The organism is Aequorivita sp. CRS11 (assembly GCF_059693805.1).
In genome coordinates, this window is sequence record NZ_JCATIG010000004.1 from 141,828 (window position 1) to 163,540 (window position 21,713).

At 39.3% G+C, this 21,713-nt stretch carries 20 protein-coding genes; 11 read left to right on the top strand and 9 right to left on the bottom strand.

The window, feature by feature from the left end:
- Window positions 1–3 precede the first annotated feature (3 nt).
- The 4 genes from AC58DT_RS09275 to alaS form a co-directional block, all read right to left on the bottom strand.
- The gene (locus AC58DT_RS09275; RefSeq protein ID WP_497216572.1) at window positions 4–246 is read right to left on the bottom strand and encodes a hypothetical protein; all 243 of its coding nucleotides are present in this window, start codon (window positions 244–246) and stop codon (window positions 4–6) included.
- 402 nt (window positions 247–648) lie between these two features.
- Complete coding sequence (locus tag AC58DT_RS09280; protein WP_497216573.1) at window positions 649–1,170, bottom strand: DUF6252 domain-containing protein; 522 nt, start codon at window positions 1,168–1,170, stop codon at window positions 649–651.
- A 135-nt stretch (window positions 1,171–1,305) separates the two neighbouring features.
- Window positions 1,306–2,259: a GSCFA domain-containing protein gene (locus AC58DT_RS09285; protein ID WP_497216574.1), complete on the bottom strand. Its 954-nt coding sequence runs from the start codon at window positions 2,257–2,259 to the stop codon at window positions 1,306–1,308.
- Between the two features lie 76 nt (window positions 2,260–2,335).
- Window positions 2,336–4,948 (bottom strand): alanine--tRNA ligase, encoded by a 2,613-nt coding sequence (alaS, locus tag AC58DT_RS09290; RefSeq protein WP_497216575.1) that lies wholly within the window; start codon window positions 4,946–4,948, stop codon window positions 2,336–2,338.
- Window positions 4,949–5,071: 123 nt separating this feature from the next.
- Between alaS and AC58DT_RS09295 the strand changes: the two genes are divergently transcribed.
- The 6 genes from AC58DT_RS09295 (at window position 5,072) to AC58DT_RS09320 (ending at window position 8,909) form a co-directional block, all read left to right on the top strand.
- Window positions 5,072–6,049, top strand: a complete 978-nt coding sequence (locus AC58DT_RS09295) for a M23 family metallopeptidase (RefSeq protein ID WP_497216576.1) — start codon at window positions 5,072–5,074, stop codon at window positions 6,047–6,049.
- Window positions 6,050–6,110: 61 nt separating this feature from the next.
- Window positions 6,111–6,440 (top strand): MerR family transcriptional regulator, encoded by a 330-nt coding sequence (locus AC58DT_RS09300; protein WP_497216577.1) that lies wholly within the window; start codon window positions 6,111–6,113, stop codon window positions 6,438–6,440.
- A gap of 13 nt (window positions 6,441–6,453) precedes the next feature.
- The gene (locus AC58DT_RS09305; RefSeq protein ID WP_497216578.1) at window positions 6,454–7,065 is read left to right on the top strand and encodes a LemA family protein; all 612 of its coding nucleotides are present in this window, start codon (window positions 6,454–6,456) and stop codon (window positions 7,063–7,065) included.
- On the top strand, window positions 7,065–7,526 hold the full coding sequence (locus AC58DT_RS09310; protein ID WP_497216579.1) for a TPM domain-containing protein: 462 nt from the start codon (window positions 7,065–7,067) through the stop codon (window positions 7,524–7,526). Before AC58DT_RS09305 ends, AC58DT_RS09310 begins: the two co-directional genes overlap by 1 nt.
- A 46-nt stretch (window positions 7,527–7,572) precedes the next feature.
- A complete protein-coding gene (locus tag AC58DT_RS09315; RefSeq protein ID WP_497216580.1) occupies window positions 7,573–8,373 on the top strand; it encodes a TPM domain-containing protein in 801 nt (266 codons plus the stop codon).
- A gap of 23 nt (window positions 8,374–8,396) precedes the next feature.
- The gene (locus AC58DT_RS09320) at window positions 8,397–8,909 is read left to right on the top strand and encodes a TPM domain-containing protein (RefSeq protein ID WP_497216581.1); all 513 of its coding nucleotides are present in this window, start codon (window positions 8,397–8,399) and stop codon (window positions 8,907–8,909) included.
- Here the strand turns inward: AC58DT_RS09320 and AC58DT_RS09325 are convergent.
- Both AC58DT_RS09325 and der read right to left on the bottom strand, forming a co-directional pair.
- Window positions 8,906–11,674 (bottom strand): outer membrane beta-barrel protein, encoded by a 2,769-nt coding sequence (locus tag AC58DT_RS09325; protein ID WP_497216582.1) that lies wholly within the window; start codon window positions 11,672–11,674, stop codon window positions 8,906–8,908. The genes AC58DT_RS09320 and AC58DT_RS09325 overlap by 4 nt on opposite strands.
- 93 nt (window positions 11,675–11,767) lie before the next feature.
- Complete coding sequence (gene der / locus AC58DT_RS09330) at window positions 11,768–13,075, bottom strand: ribosome biogenesis GTPase Der (RefSeq protein WP_497216845.1); 1,308 nt, start codon at window positions 13,073–13,075, stop codon at window positions 11,768–11,770.
- A gap of 80 nt (window positions 13,076–13,155) precedes the next feature.
- Between der and AC58DT_RS09335 the strand changes: the two genes are divergently transcribed.
- Window positions 13,156–13,644 carry a GTP-binding protein gene (locus tag AC58DT_RS09335; protein WP_497216583.1) on the top strand — a complete coding sequence of 163 codons (489 nt, stop codon included), beginning with the start codon at window positions 13,156–13,158 and terminating at the stop codon, window positions 13,642–13,644.
- A gap of 90 nt (window positions 13,645–13,734) precedes the next feature.
- On the opposite strand, the gene era is transcribed toward AC58DT_RS09335, so the two are convergent.
- The gene (gene era / locus AC58DT_RS09340; RefSeq protein WP_497216584.1) at window positions 13,735–14,622 is read right to left on the bottom strand and encodes a GTPase Era; all 888 of its coding nucleotides are present in this window, start codon (window positions 14,620–14,622) and stop codon (window positions 13,735–13,737) included.
- Between the two features lie 100 nt (window positions 14,623–14,722).
- Between era and AC58DT_RS09345 the strand changes: the two genes are divergently transcribed.
- From AC58DT_RS09345 to AC58DT_RS09360, 4 genes are all read left to right on the top strand, one after another.
- Window positions 14,723–14,893 carry a C1orf53 family protein gene (locus tag AC58DT_RS09345; protein WP_497216585.1) on the top strand — a complete coding sequence of 57 codons (171 nt, stop codon included), beginning with the start codon at window positions 14,723–14,725 and terminating at the stop codon, window positions 14,891–14,893.
- A gap of 14 nt (window positions 14,894–14,907) precedes the next feature.
- The gene (hutU, locus tag AC58DT_RS09350) at window positions 14,908–16,890 is read left to right on the top strand and encodes a urocanate hydratase (protein ID WP_497216586.1); all 1,983 of its coding nucleotides are present in this window, start codon (window positions 14,908–14,910) and stop codon (window positions 16,888–16,890) included.
- 66 nt (window positions 16,891–16,956) lie between these two features.
- Window positions 16,957–17,496 (top strand): DUF4136 domain-containing protein, encoded by a 540-nt coding sequence (locus AC58DT_RS09355; protein ID WP_497216587.1) that lies wholly within the window; start codon window positions 16,957–16,959, stop codon window positions 17,494–17,496.
- Between the two features lie 209 nt (window positions 17,497–17,705).
- Window positions 17,706–18,245: a hypothetical protein gene (locus tag AC58DT_RS09360; RefSeq protein ID WP_497216588.1), complete on the top strand. Its 540-nt coding sequence runs from the start codon at window positions 17,706–17,708 to the stop codon at window positions 18,243–18,245.
- 73 nt (window positions 18,246–18,318) lie between these two features.
- On the opposite strand, the gene AC58DT_RS09365 is transcribed toward AC58DT_RS09360, so the two are convergent.
- Both AC58DT_RS09365 and AC58DT_RS09370 read right to left on the bottom strand, forming a co-directional pair.
- Window positions 18,319–20,319 (bottom strand): alpha-ketoacid dehydrogenase subunit alpha/beta, encoded by a 2,001-nt coding sequence (locus AC58DT_RS09365; protein WP_497216846.1) that lies wholly within the window; start codon window positions 20,317–20,319, stop codon window positions 18,319–18,321.
- A gap of 106 nt (window positions 20,320–20,425) precedes the next feature.
- Window positions 20,426–21,712, bottom strand: coding sequence for a dihydrolipoamide acetyltransferase family protein (locus AC58DT_RS09370; protein ID WP_497216589.1), 1,287 nt, complete (start codon window positions 21,710–21,712; stop codon window positions 20,426–20,428).
- Between the last annotated feature and the right edge of the window lies 1 nt (window position 21,713).

The following is a 21,713-nucleotide window of genomic DNA, read 5'->3' on the forward strand; positions in this document are numbered from 1 at the left end:
ATACTATAATTTAATTTCAGATTGAACCACCAGAGCCTCGTGTAAATTGTACTGCATAAATTGATAGCTGTTGAGATGCTGTTTTCTAAAGTTTACTTGCCTGTAATTGACGGCTATAACATTTTCCAAAGCAGAAACGTTCTGAGTATGAGCTCTGCCAAGCGCCTTATTTTCAGTATATGCCCAAATGAGTATTCCCAAAATTGAGAAAAGTATTACTATTGTGAAGATTAGCTGCAACATCATAAGTAACTGGTTCTAAACCTTAAATATAAATTTCTTTTTTGATTCTGCACATAGGGCATCTGCCTTATTTGCTTTGTATAAAATAAAAACCCCATAGGTTACCATGGGGTTTCATAAAACCACAAACGCTCCTCACTTCGTTTTTGGCGTGAAAAAATAACCTGGTTAGTTGGCTGTATTTTCTATTACAACAAAAATGCGGCAGATATAAGATTAAATCAATAGGGCAGTTGCCGTATTTCCGAAAGCCCATTGTCAATAAAACTTTGGGAAACAATTAATTCTCTCAACTCCTCAACTCCCAACTACTTGACTTTTCAAAAAAAACCGGAAGAAAAACTTGCGTTCTGCTCCCGGCCCACGTAAAAACCTCAACATAGAGATTTTCTTCAATAAGTTTAATTATTGAAAGTTAAGATCAAAAGATCCGTCTGTAATATTCTTTATGGACTGATCGCCATTTACGTTTTTGGCCATAAAGTTAAACGTACCCTTAATCTTGGTGTCGGTTTTTTCTGATATATTTACTTCACCTACCACTCCACTATTTTGATAAGGTGCAGACCAAGTTTGTGAATCCATAGGGTTATTTATATTTGCTTCCACATAAGTGGCGGTTACAAATACATTTGAGTCGGAAAACTCATAAGTTCCTGTTCCATCAAAATTATTGATGATAATAAAAATCCCCTTACCGTCTGCATCGGAACCCTGAAGCGTTATGGTAGTAGTGCCGCCACCAGAAGATTGACTTGCTGTTGAAGCTATTTCGAGCGATCTAAAATTGCTTCCCCCTACTTTGGCAACCACAGTCCCTGAGCCAGCCGCGCCACCGCCGCCGCCATCATCATCTTTTTTACAAGAAGTTAAACTTACGGCTACAATTGCCATTAATACTAAAATAGATTTTTTAAATGTTTTCATAATGTTTGGTTTAATATTCCGCTATAGGCGAATACGTGATTAATGTTGAAGCAAAACTGGCCTAATTGGGAAGTTTTTACAATAGGGCAATTGACGTATTCTGATATACGAATTACGATTTTAGATTGTAGTTTTCTAAAACTGAATGTGCGGAAACCGTTTTTGAATCTCCCTAATTTTTAATTGAAGTTTTTCCGAAAACCGAAGGTGTTCAGCACTATTTGGGTTGAAGGGCCTGTGGTTTAAACCAGTTTGAACAGCCGCAATTTCTTTTTGAAGCGTTCCGGTTTCAGCAGCAATCCAAACCTTTGAAAATTTCTGCCAAATAATTTCGATAGCGGTTTTATTTGGATGAAGCATATCCTCGTCATAAAAACGGTAATCGCGCAGCTCGTCCATCATTATTTCAAAAGACGGAAAATAGAAGCTTCTCGACTGCGCGCGAAGTGACAATGATTGGTGGATTGCGGAAATAAGATGCGCTTTGCTCAGCGAATTTTCCGCAAAACCATCTTTAATGTGCCGAACCGGCGAAACGGTATTTATAATTGTGGTGGTAGGGTTTATTGCTGAAATTTTATCGAAAATAGTTTGAAAGCTTTTTGAAATGGTTTCGATGGAAAGCAATTCCTTTTTAAAATTCTGCTGCGGAATTTTATGGCAGTTTGCAACTATTTCATCACTTTCCAAGTGTCTGTAAACCCACGAAGTTCCGAAGGTGAAAATAACATGCGTTGAAGAGAAAAGTGCTTCGCGAAGATTTTTTAATGTCGAATTTAGATTATTTAAAAATTCGGTTTTATCCAAAGAAGCAAGCTCGGAATGCACGTCAAAACATTTCCAAACTTCGTTGTGCTGAAAAATATCTTCTTCCGAAAATGAAACACCATCAATTGCACGAACAATCAATTTTTCAATGGAAACGGGGTTGAAGATTACCCCAAACGGATTCTGCAGATTTTGAAATTTGAAATAGTCAAACTTCGCCCCAATATTCTCCGAAAAACAGCTTCCCAATAAAAGTACTTTTGAAGAATAATCTATTTGATTTTCTTCGGGCCTTAGCGGTATTTCAATTTGAAGTTTCATATTTATTGGGAAATCTCTATGTCCGCTGTGCCTTTGCGGTAAAATTAAACCGCAGAGACGCAGAGAACGCAAAGAATTACTTTAGAAAATCTTTCGCTTTTGATAATGCTTCCTCTATTCCAGCAGGATTTTTACCACCTGCAGTTGCGAAGAAAGTCTGTCCGCCGCCACCGCCTTGGATGTATTTTCCTAGTTCGCGAATAATCTTTCCGGCATCCAGATTTTTTTCACTGGCCAATTCCTTTGAAATATAGCAAGCAAGCAACGCTTTTCCGTCGTTTTCAGCACCGAAAACCACAAATAGATTTTCAGTTTCGCCACCCATTTCAAAGGCCAAATCCTTCATTCCGCCAGCGTCCAAATCTATCTTTTTCGCAAGGAAATTGATTCCGTTTATTTGCTGTATTTCAGCTTTTAAATCACCTTTTAAATTCTTGGCTTTATCCTTCAATAATTGCTGAATCTGCTTTTGCAAATTACTGTTTTCTTCCTGCAGACTTTCCACAGCTTTTACCGGATCCTGTGCATTGTTCAACGCTTTTTGGAGTGCGGCAAACGATTCACTTCTATCAATAAAATATTGTTTGGCAGCATCGCCGGTAATCGCTTCAATCCTTCGTATTCCGGAAGCAACGGCACCTTCGGAAGTGATTATAAAATGCCAAATATCATTCGTATTCGGCACGTGGGTTCCGCCGCAAAGCTCCATCGATTTCCCAAATTTAATCGCACGAACGGCATCGCCATATTTTTCACCGAAAAGTGCAATGGCTCCTTCGTCGATGGCTTGTTGGTAGGGAATATTTCTTCGTTCTTCCAAAGCGATTCCTTCGCGGATTCTTGCATTCACAAAATCTTCAACTTGCTTCAACTCCTCATCACTCACTTTTGCAAAATGTGAAAAGTCAAAACGCAAATTTCTGCTGTGGACCATACTTCCTTTTTGCGCCACGTGCTCGCCCAAAATATTGCGCAAACCTTGGTGGAGCAAATGCGTTGCTGTGTGGTTTGAAGCAGTTCGGCTTCGTTGTTTTTCGTCAACCACCGCTTTAAAAGTAGTTTCAGGATTTCGCGGAAGTGTCTTTGTAAAATGGATTATTAAATTGTTCTCCTTTTTGGTATCAACAATATAAGTAACGCCGCCATCGGCAGCTTCCAAATAACCTTTATCGCCCACTTGGCCTCCACCTTCGGGATAAAAAGGCGTTAGGTTGAAAACCAATTGGTACATTTCGCCTTCTTTTCTACTGTCCACTTTTCGGTAACGGGTAATTTTTACTTGGGTTTCCAAAGTATCATAACCCACAAATTCCTCCACGTCATCTTTTTCCAGAACAACCCAGTCGCCAGTTTCCACTTTTGTTGCGGCGCGGGAGCGCTCTTTCTGTTGCTGAAGTTCGGCGTCAAATTCCTTTTCGTTCAACGAATAGCCGCGCTCACGAAGAATCAATGCCGTTAAATCTATCGGGAAACCGAAGGTATCGTACAATTCAAACGCTTTTTTACCGGAAATTTCCTTTGAATCTGCGGTTTCAATTACGTTTTCCAGCAACACCAAACCTTGGTCCAGCGTTCGCAGAAATGATTGTTCCTCTTCGCGAATAACATTCGTGATTAAGTTCTTTTCAGTAATTAATTCCGGAAAAGCGTCGCCCATTTGCGCGCTGAGTGTTTCTACCAATTTATAAATAAAAGGCTCTTTTTTGTCCAAGAACGTAAACCCGTAACGGATGGCCCTTCTCAAAATTCTTCGTATTACATAGCCGGCGCCCGTATTGCTCGGAAGCTGTCCATCCGAGATTGAAAATGCCACGGCGCGAACGTGGTCTGCAATTACCCGTGTCGCAATATCTTTCTTTTCGTCCTTTCCGTATTTTGAATTCGTAATTGCCTCAATCTCGCGAATTAGCGGTGTAAAAACATCGGTATCGTAATTGCTCTGTTTATTTTGCAAAACCATACACAAACGTTCAAAACCCATCCCGGTATCAACGTGCTGTGCAGGTAATTTTTCAAGGCTGCCGTTGGCTTTTCGGTTGAATTGCATAAAAACCAAGTTCCAGATTTCCACTACTTGCGGATGGTCGTTATTCACCAAATCCTTCCCCGGAATTTTAGCCTTCTCTTCCGCCGAACGAATATCTACGTGTATTTCGCTACATGGTCCGCACGGACCTTGGTCGCCCATTTCCCAAAAATTGTCCTTTTTGTTTCCATTTAAAATGCGATCTTCGGGCACGAATTGTTTCCAAAGTTCATAAGCTTCGGTATCGCGCTCCAAACCTTCACTTTCATCGCCTTCAAAAATGGTTACGTAGAGAATTTCCTTATCAATTTTATAGACTTCGGTCAAAAGCTCCCACGCCCATTCGATGGCTTCTTTCTTAAAATAGTCTCCAAAACTCCAGTTCCCCAACATTTCAAACATGGTGTGGTGGTAGGTGTCCATTCCCACTTCTTCGAGATCGTTGTGCTTTCCGCTTACGCGCAGACATTTTTGTGTATCGGCTATGCGGTTGCTTTTCGGCTTACCATTTCCGAGGAAATATTCCTTAAATGGCGCCATCCCACTGTTGATGAACATTAGCGTTGGGTCATTCTTCACCACCATTTGCGCCGAGGGCACAATTGCGTGATGTTTCGACTTGAAAAATTCTAAAAATTTGGAACGGGTTTCCTTCGAGTTCATTTCTTATAAAGTTATGCTAAAATTAAGGGTTGGGCGCAGTGGCAAACAATTTCTATATTTGTAAAAACGTTACCTTTACTTCGCGCGAACAAGCAACGCGCAAAAATAGCAATTTTTTAACGCATGTCTAAGGTTAAATATTACTACGATAGCGAAACGCTCTCGTACCGAAAAATAGAAAAGAAAAAAGGCCGAAAACTGAAGATTTTCGCTCTTAGCCTATTGGGAATGTTTTTAAGTGGCTTTCTGCTGCTTTTGGTCTATATAAATCTCCCGTCAGTACAAACCCCAAAAGAAATGTCTCTTCAGCGTGAGCTGAACCAAATGCAGCTTCAGTTTGAGCTTTTGAATAAAAAAATGGAGCAGGCACAGGCCGTACTTGCAGAGGTTGAGGAGCGGGACAACAATCTTTATCGTGTATATTTCGAGACCAACCCCATTCCCGAAGAGCAGCGGAGAGCTGGTTTTGGAGGTATTAACCGCTATAAGGACCTGGAGGGTTTTGACAATTCAAAATTGATAATAAATACCACCCGCAATCTGGATATTTTAACCAAGCAGATTGTGGTGCAGTCGAAATCGTTGGATGAAATAGCCAAACTTGCCGAGGAAAAAGAAAAACTTTTGGCCGCCATTCCAGCAATTCAACCAGTAAAAAATGAAGACCTAACGCGAATGGCATCAGGTTATGGTTACAGAACCGATCCATTTACAAAGGCTAGAAAGTTTCACTACGGAATGGATTTTACCGCACCACGAGGAACCCCGGTTTATGCAACGGGCGATGGTAAAGTAACCCGCGCCGACAATACGGCCACGGGCTATGGAAACCACGTGGTGATTGACCACGGCTATGGCTATGAAAGTCTGTATGGACATTTATACAAATACAATGTGCGCCCAGGGCAAAAAGTACAGCGCGGCGACATTATAGGTTTTGTGGGAAGCACCGGAAGAAGCGAGGCGCCTCATTGTCATTACGAAGTATTTAAAGATGGCGAACGCATTAACCCGATTAATTTTTACTATGGAAGCTTAACTGCGGAAGAATTTGCCGAAATCTTGAGAAAATCACAGGAAGAAAACCAATCTTTAGATTAAATTCCAAAAAATTGAAATTAATCACTGATAACCCTTAACCCTTAACTCTTAACAAAAACAAATGCACATAGACCTACCCGAAAAACTATATTACGGCATTGGCGAAGTAGCCGAAGCTTTCGGCGTTAATACCTCGCTGATACGTTTTTGGGAAAAGGAATTTGATGTATTGAAGCCAAAAAAAAATGCCAAAGGCAACCGAAAGTTTACCCCGCAGGACATCAAAAATCTGGAATTGATTTACCATTTGGTGAAAGAGCGCGGGTTTACGCTGGAAGGCGCAAAAATCCATTTAAAGGAAAACAAACAAAAAACACTCGACCAGTTTGAGATTATTCGAAAACTGGAATCGGTAAAAGCAGAACTTTTAAAAATCAAAGAACAACTCTAAAATCAACCTTATCATGAAAAAATGGTTACCCATTATTATTATTCTTGGCCTTATTTTAATCATTGGAGGCTATTTGGCCAGTCTTAACAACAAATTGGTCGTTTTGGATGAAAAAGCCACTGCCCAATGGGCAAATGTGGAAAGCTCATATCAACGTCGTGCAGACCTCATTCCTAATATTGTCAGTACTGCAAAAGGCTATGCCGAGTTTGAACAGGAAACATTGGTTGCTGTTACTGAAGCACGCAGTAAAGCCACTTCCATAAATATTGATCCTTCTAACATAACCCCGGAACAACTTGCCCAATATCAACAGGCACAGGCAGGCGTAACTTCCGCGCTTTCACGATTATTGGCTGTTTTTGAGAGATACCCCGATTTAAAGGCGAATGAAAATTTCAAGGAACTGATAAACGAACTGGAACGCACCGAAAACCGCATCAACGTGGAGCGCAACAGGTTCAACGAAGAAGCGCGACTGTTCAATACCGAAATAAATCAATTCCCAACAAAAATATTTGCTGGAATGTTAGGCTTCGACGAAAAAGCGTACTTCAAAGCTGATGAAGGAAGCGAGAAAGCACCCGAAGTGAATTTTGATGACTTAGGAAAAGACAAAGAGTAATGTCTAAAGTTGAAGATTTTCTTACTTCTGAAGAAGAAGCCGCAATAATTGAAGCCATTCGCACTGCCGAAAAAAACACCTCGGGCGAAATACGGGTACATTTGGAACCCTCTTCCATTTCCGCAGAAGAACCAAACGAGCACATTGACGCCTTTGATCGCGCCGCGGAAGTTTTTGATATGCTGAATATGCACAACACCGCAGAACGCAACGGCGTACTTATTTATGTTGCCGTAGATGACCGAACGCTTGTAATTATGGGCGACCAGGGCATCAATGACATTGTGGGCCAGAATTTTTGGGAAAGCACCAAAGACATTATCATCAACCATTTTAAGAATGGAGAAATGAAACAAGGTTTGGTAGAAGGAATTCTAAAAGCTGGCGAACAGTTGAAAAAACATTTCCCACACCAAAAAGATGACAAAAATGAACTGCCGGATGATATTTCCGTAGGATAACTTTAAGTATTCAGTTGGCAGTTGCAGTTAGCAGTAAAAAAATTTAATGAAACAATTTCTTCTGAAATATAATTTCTTATTTGTATTTATTGCAGTCACATTTTTTTATCAAAATGTTTCTGCCCAATATGAAATCCCACCAAAACCTGATAAACAGACTTCACTTTACGATTATATAAATCTGCTTACCCCCACACAGAAAAATGCGCTGGAAAGCAAGTTGGTTCGTTATGCAGATTCCACTTCCACGCAAATTGTTTGCATTATTATTGGTTCCACAAATGGTGAAGACATTTCCATGCTCGGCGCAGAATGGGGCCAAAAATGGGGTATCGGCCAAAGCGGTGAAGACAACGGAATTGTTATAACACTTGCCAAAGACGACCGCAAGGTTGATATAAATACTGGCTACGGCATAGAATACCGAATCACCGATTTAATGTCTGAACGTATCATAAACCGAATAATGATTCCCGAATTTAAAACCGGAAATTATTATGAAGGCCTGGATAAAGGTAGCGATGCCATCTTTGCGGCGCTGAAAGGCGAATTTAAGGAAGACCGCGATTTCGGAAAAAAAGACGGCACGCCTATCCCTTTTTTCATCATATTCATCTTTATCATTATCATCATTGCGCTTATGCGTAAAGGCGGTCGCGGTAGTAAAGGCGGTGGAGGCGGAAGCTTGTTGGACATTATTGTACTGAGCAGCCTTGGTCGCGGTGGTTTTGGCGGCGGCGGTGGAAGCTTTGGCGGCGGTGGAAGTTTCGGTGGAGGCGGAGGCGGCTTTGGCGGCGGTTTCGGCGGCGGTGGCTTTGGCGGTGGTGGCGCTAGCGGGGGTTGGTAGACTAAAATTATATATTTATAAGTATGAAGTTTTCATCTACAGCACTTTTACTTTTTCTATTATTTTTTTCCTGTAAAAGTCAAGTCAATAGTGATTCATCCATTCTTCAAGAAAATTCTAATTCTCTAGCAGTAGTTGATTCTTCAAATATTTTTTCAATTTCAGAAAATTATGACCTGGCCAACAAACTGGTGCAATACGCAGAAAAGACAACTCGGCAAATAGTTGTAGTAACTGTAGATTCTATTTTTCCATATGATGATATTCGAAAATATGCCGGTGATTTAAGAAATTATTGGGGTATTGTACAGAAAGATGTGGACAATGGGTTAGTTTTGGTACTGTCAACTTCCTTAAAAAAAGTAGCAATTTCTACAGGATATGGAACCAAAAAAATACTAACCGATTCTATTTGCAAAAAAGTAATTGACAGTGTAATGGTTCCAGCCTTTAAAAAAGGTAATTATTATATTGGTGTTGATAATGGAGTAGACTCGCTTATTGAGATATGGAATACAAAAAAAACATTTGACTAATCCCACGGATTGTCATCTATTTCTCCTTTCTTCCCAAGTGTATTGAATTTGTAGCTCAACGTAAGCATAAAATATTGCTTTAATACCGTGCTCTGTACATCTTGAATGTAATCTTCATTTGAAACCCTGAGAACATTGTTGTTTTGATTCAATAAGTCATAAACTTTTAACGCAACACTTCCTTTTTCTTTTAAAAAGGTATAAGTCAACGAGGCATTCCAAAAAACATAACTTTGGTCAAAACCATCGGCCACATCGGCATTGTACACATACTTAATATCATTACTCCATTCTAAAAATTTTGGAAAAAATGTCTTTGTTCGAAAGTTAAGTTCGTGGCGTGTATAGTTACGGTCTTCAAAGGCGTCAATATCAAAACTATTGATATTGTAATTAAGAGTGTATCTCGGGCCAAACTCGAAATAATCATCCCAGGTAAATGTTGCTCCCACAGTAGGGAAATAACCAATTGTCCTACTATTATATTTTATATTATTATTAAAATTTACACTCTTAGATGTATTAATATATAAGCTTGCCCCAAGTTTTAAAGTACGTAAACTATCAATTTTTGAACTTTTGTTATACCCTATATTTCCCGAAACGCTATAATTACCATCAACATTTGTATAGGTGGTATTTCGTATGAAATTTTCATCAATAATGGTTTTGGGAACCACCCTATCATTTGTAAATTCAGCATTTAAGTATGAGAAAAAACCTGATTGCGTTTGATAGTCATAGTTATTTGCCCCAAAATATATTCTATTTTCGTTGGAGGGTTTTAAGTCTGGGTTTCCCGTAGTAATATTCAATGGATCGGAAATATCTACATAAGGTGAAAGTTGGTCAATACTAGGGGCATTATTTTGTAAATAATAACCTGAATAAATACTGAATTTTTTGCTGAAACTATACCGAAAATTCGCGCTTAACTCCAAAGCGTTAAAATGGTTTTCAAATTGAATATCACGAAGGGCATCATTACTTTCGAGCGTTCGGAAAACATAGGAAGCATTGATGCGGGCATATATTTTTTCATTTCTATAGTTAACACCAATTTCTGGGGTAGAGCTTTCGTTAGTGTTTACGAAATCTGTGCTTTGCGCCGTATTGAATTCTGAAAAATCTTGTGTTATATCATTAAAGTCAAATACACTGCGTTTATCTACACGCTTCTCGTTTTGGAAAGTATAGCTTAAATTCATAAAAAGGGTATCGGCAATTAAAGGAAAGTTGAACGATGGAGAAATTCTATAACTATTTTTATCTTGATCGCCGTTTATAAATTGATTTCTATCAATAAGCGAGGGCGCATTGCCAAAAATTTGTGTCAATGATTGTTTGAAATCATCATTTTCAGTTCCGTTTACTTCGTTTCTTACAAACATTCTAAAATACCCCCCACCGCTTCCATATTTTTTTGTGGCGATGAAAGTATTCTCAAAATTTCTTCCTTCGCGAAAACTTTGGTTGTTACTGTTGGACTGGTTTATTATTTCATCTAAAAGATTTCGGCTTTCTTCATTTCTTATAAAATTTTCCGAACTTTTATTAAAAGTAAATTGCGGCCGTACTTCAATTAAAAATGTAGAATCTATTTGGGTTTTAAAACGAATGTTTGCGGAATGAGTATCGCTCTCACTATCTGATCGCGAATTGGAAGTGGAAAAATATCTGTTCTCGGGTAAAATATTTTCACGTTCGCGAATTTCCTCGTTAAAGGAATTTGCTGAGGAATAGAAATAATCTGCGCTTATATCGGTGTCTTTCGAAAAATCATCGGCATAGTTTGCACCTATCGTACGCGAATTAGTAATTCCCTCTCCTCCTCCAAAAGATCTACCGTTATAGTTAAAAGAACCATTGCTGTTCATATTTATATAACGTGCACTGCCAAACATTTTTTCAATCTCGCCAAAACTGAATCCGGGTGAATTTATATTGTTCCCACCGGCCAAGGCACTTAGGCGAAGGTCATTATCAAAATAATTTAGAAGTCCGGCATACTCAAAACGTTTATCTGTTCCGCCACCCGCAGCCATCCTGCCAAAAACCCCCTTGTTTTTTTCTTCGTCAATGGTAATATTAATTGTTTTGTTTTGATCGTCGCCTTTTTCACCGGCAAAAGCCTCAGAATCAGTTTTTGTATCGGTCACTTGAATTTTATCTACAATTTCTTTGGTAAGGTTTCTAGTGGCAATTGTAGGATCGTCACCAAAAAATGGTTTCCCATTGACCAGAATTTTATTTACCGGTTTTCCGTTTACGGTAATCTTTCCTTGGGCATCAACTTCAACCCCCGGGAGTTCCTTTAATAAATCCTCAACCGTTGCATTAGCCTTTGTGCTGAAAGAGGCCGCATTAAACTCCAAGGTATCTTTTTTGATAGTAATAGGTGCGCGATTTGCAGTAACAACAACTCCTTCCAGCTCTTCGGCCAGAACCGCCATTTTTATGGTCCCTAAATCTATGGGTTGCCCGTTGAGCGTTACTTTTTTTCGGAAAGGGGTGTAACCATTATAACTTATGTTAACGTTTATCTCTTCGGAAGATGATTTTCCCACCAATTTAAAATCACCTTGTTTTCCAGTAATTGTATAGGTTATTAAAGAACTGTCGGCTATTTTTTCTGCAAACACAGTAGCAGATTCCAACGGATATCCTTCACTTTCGTCTTCAAGTTTACCAGAAATCTCAAATTTTTGAGCATGAAGAAATGTAGATAGCAAGCTGAAAATCAGCAGATAAAAATACTTCTGCATATAGGTAGATTCAATCTTTTTTAAGTTTTACTTTTCTGGGGAGAAAATAAAGCTTAAATATAGAAGAATTACCCTATAGAAAAGGAAAGTTTTTTACTTTTTTCTAAAATAAACCGTAATCGGAACTCCCGAAAAATCGAAGTTTTCACGTAATTTATTTTCAATAAAACGCTTGTACGGATCTTTTACATATTGCGGCAAGTTGCAGAAAAAGGCGAAACTTGGATAAGGAGTTGGCAACTGCGTGCAGAACTTTATTTTTACGTATTTCGCTTTGTAAGCAGGTGGCGGATAGGCTTGAATAATAGGCAGCATCACTTCATTCAGCTCGCTAGTTTTAATCTTTTTACTTCGGTTTTCATAAACCTCAACGGCAGTTTCTATGGCTTTATAAATACGTTGCTTTGTAAGCGCAGAAATAAAAACTATTGGCACATCCACAAAAGGTTCACATTGCTGGCGGATGTATTTTTCATAATCCTTCACGCTGCTGCTTTCTTTGTCTTCAACCAAATCCCATTTGTTGGCAAGTATCACAATCCCTTTATTGTTTCGCTGTGCCAGCCAAAAAATATTTTCAACCTGCCCGTCAAAACCGCGGGTGGCATCAAAAACCAAAATAATTACATCGCAATGTTCAATGGCACGAACGCTTCGCATTACTGAATAAAATTCCAAATCCTCCTTTACCTTGCTTTTTTTGCGGATTCCAGCAGTGTCAACCAAGTTGAACTCAAACCCAAAACGGTTGTATTTTGTATCAATACTATCACGCGTTGTACCCGCAATATCCGTCACAATATATCGCTCTTCCCCAATCAAGGCATTTATAAATGATGACTTTCCAGCATTTGGACGACCAACAACTGCAAAACGCGGAAGCTCGCTGTCATCCGCTTCTTCTCTATCTGGCAATGCTTTTACAAGATCGTCCAATAATTCGCCGGTACCACTACCGTTGATACTAGAAATATTGTATTGATTTTCAAAACCAAGTGAATAAAACTCCAAAGCATCGTTTACGCGGGAAGCTGCATCCACTTTGTTGATTGCTAAAAAGATTGGCTTTTTTGAACGGCGGAGTAGTTTTGCAACCTCTTGATCCATTCCGGTAAGGCCGCTTTCCACGTCAACCATAAAGATAATCGCATCGGCTTCGTCAATTGCCAATTCAACTTGTTTGTCAATTTCGGCTTCAAAAATATCATCGCTGCCCTTTACATATCCTCCAGTGTCAATCAACGAAAAATCTTTCCCGTTCCAATCGCTTTTTCCGTAGTGACGGTCACGCGTAACGCCGCTCACCGCATCTACAATGGCTTCTCTACGCTGAATCAATCTATTGAAAAAAGTGGATTTTCCTACATTCGGTCTTCCTACTACGGCAACAATGCTCATAATCTTAAATTTAGGGTGCAAAAATAGCTTTTAGTTGGCAGAAAAAATATTATTTTAACGGCTTTAAAAATAAATAATAAAGAATGCTTTCTAATGAAATAGTTTTGCGACCTCGTTTCCAAATGGAACTTGAACAACCTTCTTCACAATTGCTTGCAAAATTTTCGGAAACAAAAAAAAACCAAAATAAATTTATAGTTTCCTGTGTGGACGATCACATTTTTATAAAACTTCCAAATAAGGAACAGCATTTTTGGTCGCCGCAATTGCATTTGGAAATTTCTGAAAAAGATGAAAATTCGTGTAGTCTGCACGGATTTTTTGGACCAAACCCAACAGTTTGGACCATGTTTATGTTTCTGCACGTTGCGGTAGGCATTCTTTTTATGGTAAATGCAACTTGGCTGTATTCAAACTACAATATGGAAAACCCGATAACGCTTCAAGTCGGGATTGCAATAGTTTTGGTTTTGGCGTGGATCCTACTGTATTTTGCAGGCGTGATGGGCAAGAAAAAAGGAAAACCCGGAATGCGGGAACTCTACGGGTTTATGACAGAAACCATCGGGTAAAATTCCAAATCACAAATCCCAAATTCCAAAAATTATTCTTTAGTGAATTACGATTTGTGCTTTGGGATTTGTGATTTTACTTTTGGAGTTTTACTTTTGATTGTATCCAAATCTACGAAGTTGCTTTTCATTACTTCGCCAGTCTTTGTTCACCTTCACATAAAGTTCGAGATGGATTTGTTTTCCAAAGAATTTTTCTAAATCCTTTCGAGCTTCAACACCAACACGTTTTAATGCAGAACCTTTGTGACCGATAATGATTCCTTTTTGGGTTTCGCGTTCCACCATTATTACACTGCGGATGCGGATGATGGTTTCGTCCTCAAAAAATTCCTCCGTATCAATTTCTACGGAATAGGGAATCTCCTTTTTGTAGTGCATCAATATTTTTTCGCGAATGGCTTCGTTTACGAAAAACCGTTCGGGTTTATCGGTCAATTGGTCTTTGGGATAAAACGGAGGCGATTCGGGGAGCAATTCAATTATTCGATTGAAAACTTCGGGAACCCCAAAATTTTGCAGCGCCGAAACAGCAAATATTTCAGCGTTCGGAACTTTTTCCTGCCACATTTTTAAAGCTTCGGAAAGTAATTCCTCATTGCCCTTGTCAATTTTATTTATAAGTAGTAAAACAGGGATTTTTGAATTTGTTATTTTATTGAAAAACGCTTCATCCTTCAATTCCTTTTCGCCCAATTCAACCAGATACAGCAGAATATCGGCATCCTCAAAAGCTGATTTCACAAAATCCATCATACTTTCCTGCAGTTGGTACGCAGGTTTTATGATTCCGGGTGTATCACTCAAAAGCACTTGAAAATCATCGCCGTTCACAATTCCCAAAATGCGGTGGCGGGTGGTTTGCGCTTTGGAAGTGATTATAGAAAGCCGCTCGCCCACAAAAGCGTTCATCAGCGTGCTTTTGCCCACGTTTGGGTTTCCAATAATATTTACGAATCCAGCTTTGTGTTTTGTCATTTCTTTGGAATTGATATTGCAAATTTAACGCTTAAATCCCGAAACATCGGATTTGGTTCAATTTTAAAACTTTCAGCCTCGAAATCCTTACTTTTGTGAAATGCTTTTCCCAAAGAAAAAAATAGAGCTCGAAGAAGGTGATTTTTACCTCACACCCGAAGGCTACAAATGTTTTACGGAACAATACCACTTAAAACGCGGATATTGCTGTGAAAGTGGTTGCAGGCATTGTCCCTACGGATTCGACAAGAAAACCGGAAAGCATCAATAAAACATATTTAAAAAATGACTTTTAAAGAACAAATACAACAAGGAATCCCTTCCTTTTTACCCGAAAGGAAATCTTACGATACATCTATAAACCATGCGCCAAAGCGAAAAGACATTCTTTCAAAAGAAGAAAAAGAACTTGCGCTTCGCAATGCGCTTCGCTATTTTGAGCCAAAAAATCACGCCACGCTCCTACCCGAATTTCGCGAGGAATTGGAAAAATATGGACGGATTTATATGTACCGCTTCCGACCAGATTATAAAATTTACGCACGGCCTATTGAAGAATATCCCGGAGAATGTGAACAGGCAAAAGCAATTATGCTGATGATCCAAAACAACTTGGATTATGCTGTTGCCCAACATCCACACGAATTGATTACGTATGGTGGAAATGGTGCCGTTTTTCAAAATTGGGCGCAGTATCTTTTGGTGATGAAATACCTTTCGGAAATGACCGATGAACAGACATTAGTTGTGTATTCCGGTCATCCGTTAGGGTTGTTTCCTTCACACAAAGACGCGCCGCGCGTTGTTGTTACCAATGGAATGATGATTCCGAATTACTCCAAACCGGACGATTGGGAAAAATTCAATGCTTTGGGCGTAACGCAATACGGCCAAATGACGGCGGGGAGCTATATGTACATTGGCCCACAGGGTATTGTTCACGGAACCACAATTACGGTTTTGAATGGTTTCAGAAAAATTAAAAAAGAAACAAAAGGCGGTCTTTTTGTAACATCCGGGCTTGGTGGAATGAGCGGCGCACAACCTAAAGCTGGAAATATTGCAGGTTGCGTAACGGTCTGCGCCGAAGTGAATAAAAAAGCTACTGAAACCAGACACAGCCAAGGCTGGGTGGATGAAGTTATTTCAGATTTGGAAAAACTTTCAAAACGTGTGAAAGAGGCAACTTCAAATAAAGAAACCGTTTCAATCGCTTACGATGGAAATATCGTTGAAGTGTGGGAAAAATTTGCGGAGGAAAATATCCACATCGACCTCGGAAGCGACCAAACCTCACTTCACAATCCGTGGGCTGGTGGTTATTATCCTGTTGGGTTAACGTATGAGGAAGCCAATGAAATGATGGCAAACAATCCAGATCAATTTAAAAAGGAAGTACAAAAAAGTTTGCGCCGCCAAGTTGAGGCAATAAACAAACACACTGCAAAAGGCACTTATTTCTTCGACTACGGAAATGCTTTCCTTTTGGAAGCTTCACGTGCTGGCGCTGATGTTCTTTCCGAAGAAAAAGGCAAAGAATTCAAATATCCATCCTATGTCCAAGATATTATGGGCCCAATGTGCTTTGATTATGGTTTTGGACCTTTCCGTTGGGTTTGTGCTTCGGGCAAACCGGAAGATCTTCAAAAAACCGATGAAATAGCCTGTGAAGTTTTGGAAGAACTGATGAAAAATTCGCCAAAAGAAATTCAGCAGCAAATGCAGGATAACATTACTTGGATAAAAGGGGCGCAGGAAAATAAATTGGTTGTTGGTTCACAGGCACGTATTCTTTATGCAGATTCTGACGGGCGTGTGCAGATTGCTTCCGCATTTAACAAAGCTATTTCCGAAGGGAAAATTGGGCCAGTTGTTTTAGGTCGCGACCATCACGATGTTTCAGGAACGGATTCGCCATATCGCGAAACTTCAAATATTTATGATGGCAGCAGATTTACGGCTGATATGGCAATCCAAAACGTAATTGGCGATAGCTTTCGCGGCGCAACATGGGTAAGCATCCACAACGGTGGTGGCGTAGGCTGGGGAGAAGTGATAAACGGCGGTTTCGGAATGGTTCTTGATGGTAGTGAAGATGCGCAACGACGTTTAGAAAATATGCTTTTCTGGGATGTGAATAACGGAATAGCAAGACGCAGTTGGGCACGAAATGACGAAGCTGTTTTCGCAATAAAACGCGCGATGGAAAACAATCCGAAATTAAAGGTTACGCTTCCCAATTTTGTTGACGATAAATTATTCACCTAAAAAAAACCGACCACGAATTCACTAATTAAAAATATTCGTGCATTCGTGGCTAAAAAAAAGAAAAAGATGAAAGCACTTAAATTTTTACCGCTGTTGTTTCTTTTTGTTTTCGCTTCCTGCGCCACCGTTCGTGTGGCAACGGATTTCGACAAAGAAGCAAATTTTAATCAGTACAATTCCTTCGCCTTTTTTAAACCAGGGATTGACAAAGCCGAGATCAGCGACCTCGACAAAAAACGTATTCTTCGAGCCATTGAAGAAAATCTTACCGTAAAAGGAATGTCAAAATCTGAAACTCCAGATTTACTCGTTAGCATTTTCACCAAAGAGCGGGAACGCATTGACGTTTACAACAACAATTTTGGTATGGGTTGGGGTTGGAGCCCTTGGTATTATGGAGGTTATTATGGCGGAAGCAATGTTTCTCGCTCAACCGAAGGTACCCTTTATATCGATTTGATTGACGCCAAAACAAATAATTTAGTTTGGCAAGGAATGGGTAGCGCAGATTTAGTAACGAGCAATATGGAAAAAAAGGAAGAACGTATTCGTGAAATTGTGATGAAAATTTTAGCGGAATATCCGCCAGGAACGCTCAAGAACTAATTTCAAGAAGGCTTTTATGCAAAATGTATAAAAGCCTTTTTTTTATCTTTATAAATAATTTTTGGAGCTCACTTCCAAAAAAAGTTTAAAATTTATAATTCAATAAAAAAGTTTTTATTATTAAAAAATAAATTCAGTTTACTTTAATCTTTGCTGAAGCAAACCAATGATGTAATTCAACGAATGAAAAACAATACCTGCTAAAAGAAATGATAAAACTTTCAAAATATAACCAGCGATCATTGTATGGGGGTTTAATTGCCGCTATTATTACAGGAGCGGGTGTTTTCCTTTTGGGAAATATTTCAGGCTATGAGGCAAAAAAATTGATAACTTCATCCCTGCCCGGAATCAACATGCTCTGCAATACCATTGTGCTAGCTTCTGCAACTATTTTGGCGCTTTTGCTAACCCTTTTGGGAATAAGCTCTGGATCCAAATCAAAATTGAAAAAAGAACATTATACCCAAGTAATGGCAATTGCTAAATTGGATACTATCCTATTTGTAATAGCGATTATCCTTTTTCAAATATTCAACATTCCCATCACCGAATCTGAAGAATTGCCTACTACCTGGTATTCCAATATTTATTGGGCCACGCTTTTCCTTTCTTCATTGCTCAGCGGCGGTATGGTTTCTGTAATATTGATGCTTTATAACACAGTTATAAATATGATTAAAATTGTGGGATTGGAGGAAAAAGACCATCCGCTTGTTTTTCACGAGGATAATAAAGATAGAGAGTAAGGAATAAAAAAAACCTTCCCAAAAAGAGGAAGGCTTATCAAAAGTTAGAGGTTAAAATTAGTTTAATGTTTAATCAGTAATTTAAAATTTCCAAAATCTTCTTCTTTACTTTTTCCGTGGAAGGAATCATGGTTTCTTCCAATACTGAATTCAAAGGAATCGCGGGCATATTTTCAGAACCAATCAACATCACCGGTGCATCCAATTGCTGAAAACATTCCTCTTGAATCTTTCCCTGAAGCCCTCTGCTGAAACCGTTTTCAGAAGGCTCTTCTGTTACAATTAAACATTTTCCGCATTTTTTTACGCTTTTGAAAACTGTTTCATAATCCAAAGGATGAAGGGTTCGTAAATCCACAATTTCAATTTTATCCTGCATTCCAAGTTCTTCGGAAGCGTTCATCGCCCAATGCACACCCATTCCATAAGTAATGATGGAAAGTGTTTCTTCTTCCTCCTGTTTCCAGATTTCCTGTAATACCCAAGCTTTTCCGAACGGCAAAATATAATCTTCCGAAGGCATTAATGAAGTTGCGCCTTTTGTGCCTTTAACTTTGCTCCAATACAGACCTTTATGCTCAAAGATCACAACCGGATTTGGATCGTAATAGGCAGCTTTCAGCAATCCTTTCAAATCGGCTCCGTTGCTCGGATACGCAATTTTCAACCCGCGAATATTTGTAACCACACTTTCCACGGAAGAGGAATGGTACGGCCCACCGCTGCCATATGCGCCAATCGGCACACGTAAAATCATTGAAACCGGCCATTTTCCGTTTGAAAGATAACAGCTTCGGGAAACTTCGGTAAAAAGTTGGTTAAGTCCGGGCCAAATATAATCTGCAAATTGAACCTCAACGATTGGCTTTAAACCAACAGCGCTCATACCAACGGTACTTCCTACAATAAATGCTTCTTGAATTGGCGTATTAAAAACGCGATTGTCTCCAAATTTTTGAGCCAAAGTTGCCGCTTCGCGGAAAACGCCGCCCAAACGTCCGCCAACATCTTGCCCGTACAATAAACATTCGGGATGTTTAGCCATCAACTCCTCAATTGCGAAAAGCGCGCAATCTACCATCACAACTTTTTCGCCCCCTTTCGGACTTCTTTCGCCTTTTTCTTCGGTAATTTCAGTTGGTGCAAAATCGTGCGTAAAAAGATCTTCAGGCTTTGGATCTTCTGCTTTTAAGGCATTTTCTAGACTTTCCGCAACTTCCTTTTTTGTAATACTTTCAATTTCCGAAAGATCTTTTTCTAAAAAATCATTTTCCAAAAGCAATTTCTTCAACTTTGGATAAGGATCGCGACTTCTGGCTTCATCAAGATCATCGCGGTAAAATTCCATCCGAACCCCAGAAGTGTGATGATTTAAAAGCGGAACTTTTGCATGAACCAAAAACGGTCTTCTTTCCTTTCTAATTTTTGAAATTACATTTTGAATTGTAGTATAACTTTCCTCAAAATCGGTTCCGTCTATTGAAACCGCTTCCAAACCGTGAAAACCTGCAGCGTATTCAAAAGCATTTTGCGCGCGGGTTTCCGCCGCATTTGCCGAAATGTCCCAACCATTATCCTGCACCAAATATAGAATTGGCAACTGTTTTAAAGCTGCCATTTGAAAGGCTTCGGCAATTTCACCTTCGGTTACGGAAGCATCCCCCAAACTGCAAACTACAATTGGAGATTCAGAAGTTTCATTTTTAAATTCTGCCTTAAACGATTCTTTATACCAAAACCCCATTGCAACACCTGTAGCTGGAATGGCCTGCATTCCCGTGGCTGAACTTTGGTGCGGGATTTTTGGCTTGTCGGCATCCTTCAAACTTGGATGGCTGTAATACGTTCTTCCGCCCGAAAATGGGTCGTCTTTTTTTGCCAAAACCTGGAGCATCAGCTCATACGGTTTCATCCCGATAGACAATAACATCGAGTCGTCGCGATAATAGGGAAATGCGTAATCCTGAGGCAAAAGTTGCATCCCAACAGCTATCTGTATTACTTCATGCCCGCGCGAAGTGGCATGCACGTATTTTGAAACGGTTTTAAAATTTTCTTCATAAATCTCAGTCATAGCCTTTGCGGTAACGAGATTTTTGAAGGCTTTTTTTAATATGTCTTTTGAAATATTCACTTATCTATACTTAAGAAGGTCTCGCCTAAGCTCGACCAGATAATTGTTAAATTTTTCTATTGGTATCAAATTTCTCCATATAATCCGCAATTCTTCGTAAGAACGAACCTGCCAAATACCCATCCACAATTCGATGGTCAAAGGAAAGGGAAAGATACATCATCTGCCTAATTTCGATAGTATCGCCACTTTCACGCTCCATTACTTCAGCGCGTTTTTTAATGATGCCTGTAGCTAAAATTGCGGCTTCGGGTTGGTTTATAATTGGTGTCCCCATCAAACTTCCAAAAGTACCTACGTTGCTTATAGTAAAGGTGCTTCCTGAGGTGTCATCGCTTTTTAATTTATTGTCGCGAGATTTTCCAGCCAATTCTCCAGTGGCTTTAGCCAATTCTTTTAAATCTTTTTTATCGGCATTTCTTACAACAGGAACAATCAAATTTCCTGAAGGAAGTGCGGTAGCCATTCCAATATTTATATCTTCTTTTACAATAATATTTTTTCCGTCAAGTGAAGAATTGATCATCGGGAAATCTTTAATTGCCTTTGCCACACACTCAATAAATAATGGCGTGAACGTGAGTTTTTCGTTGTGTTTTTTTTGAAAAGCTTCTTTATTTTTAGTTCGCCAAGTAACCATTTCGGTCAAATCTGCCTCTACGTATGCAGTTACGTGAGGCGAAGTGTGCTTACTGAAAACCATATGGTCTGCAATCATCTGGCGCATCCGGTCCATCTCCACAATTTTGCCTTTTCCTTTATCGAATTTCAAATCGGGAATCTGAAATCCCGAAACTTCTGGAACGGCTTGCGAAAACTGAAATGGACGTCCATTTTCAATATAATTTGAAACATCACTTTTTCGTATACGGCCGTCTTTTCCGGTTCCCGAAATTCGAGCCAATTCTTCGTAACTGATGTGGTTTTTTCGAGCAATGCTATCAACCAAAGGTGAAATAAAAACGTTTTCGTTTACTTTAAAAGAAGCAGGTTTTGAGACTTGCTTTTGCGCTTTAGATTTTTCGGTAGTTTGGCTTTTAGTTACACTTTTTTGAGAAACATCTTTTGAAGATTTTGAAACTCCTTGTTCAACTGAAAGTTCCAAAATAGCAATCACTTCCCCAACGGGAACAATATCTTGCGCCTTAAATTTATGTTCCAACATTTTGCCGGAAGCCGGCGCAGGAACTTCGTTGTCCACTTTATCGGTTGCAACTTCCAATAAAATATCGCCTTCTTCAAAAGAATCGCCTTCGTTTACCAGCCAATTGATAATCGTTCCTTCGGTAATGCTTTCACCCATTTTGGGCATTTTGAATTCTGTTTTCGACATA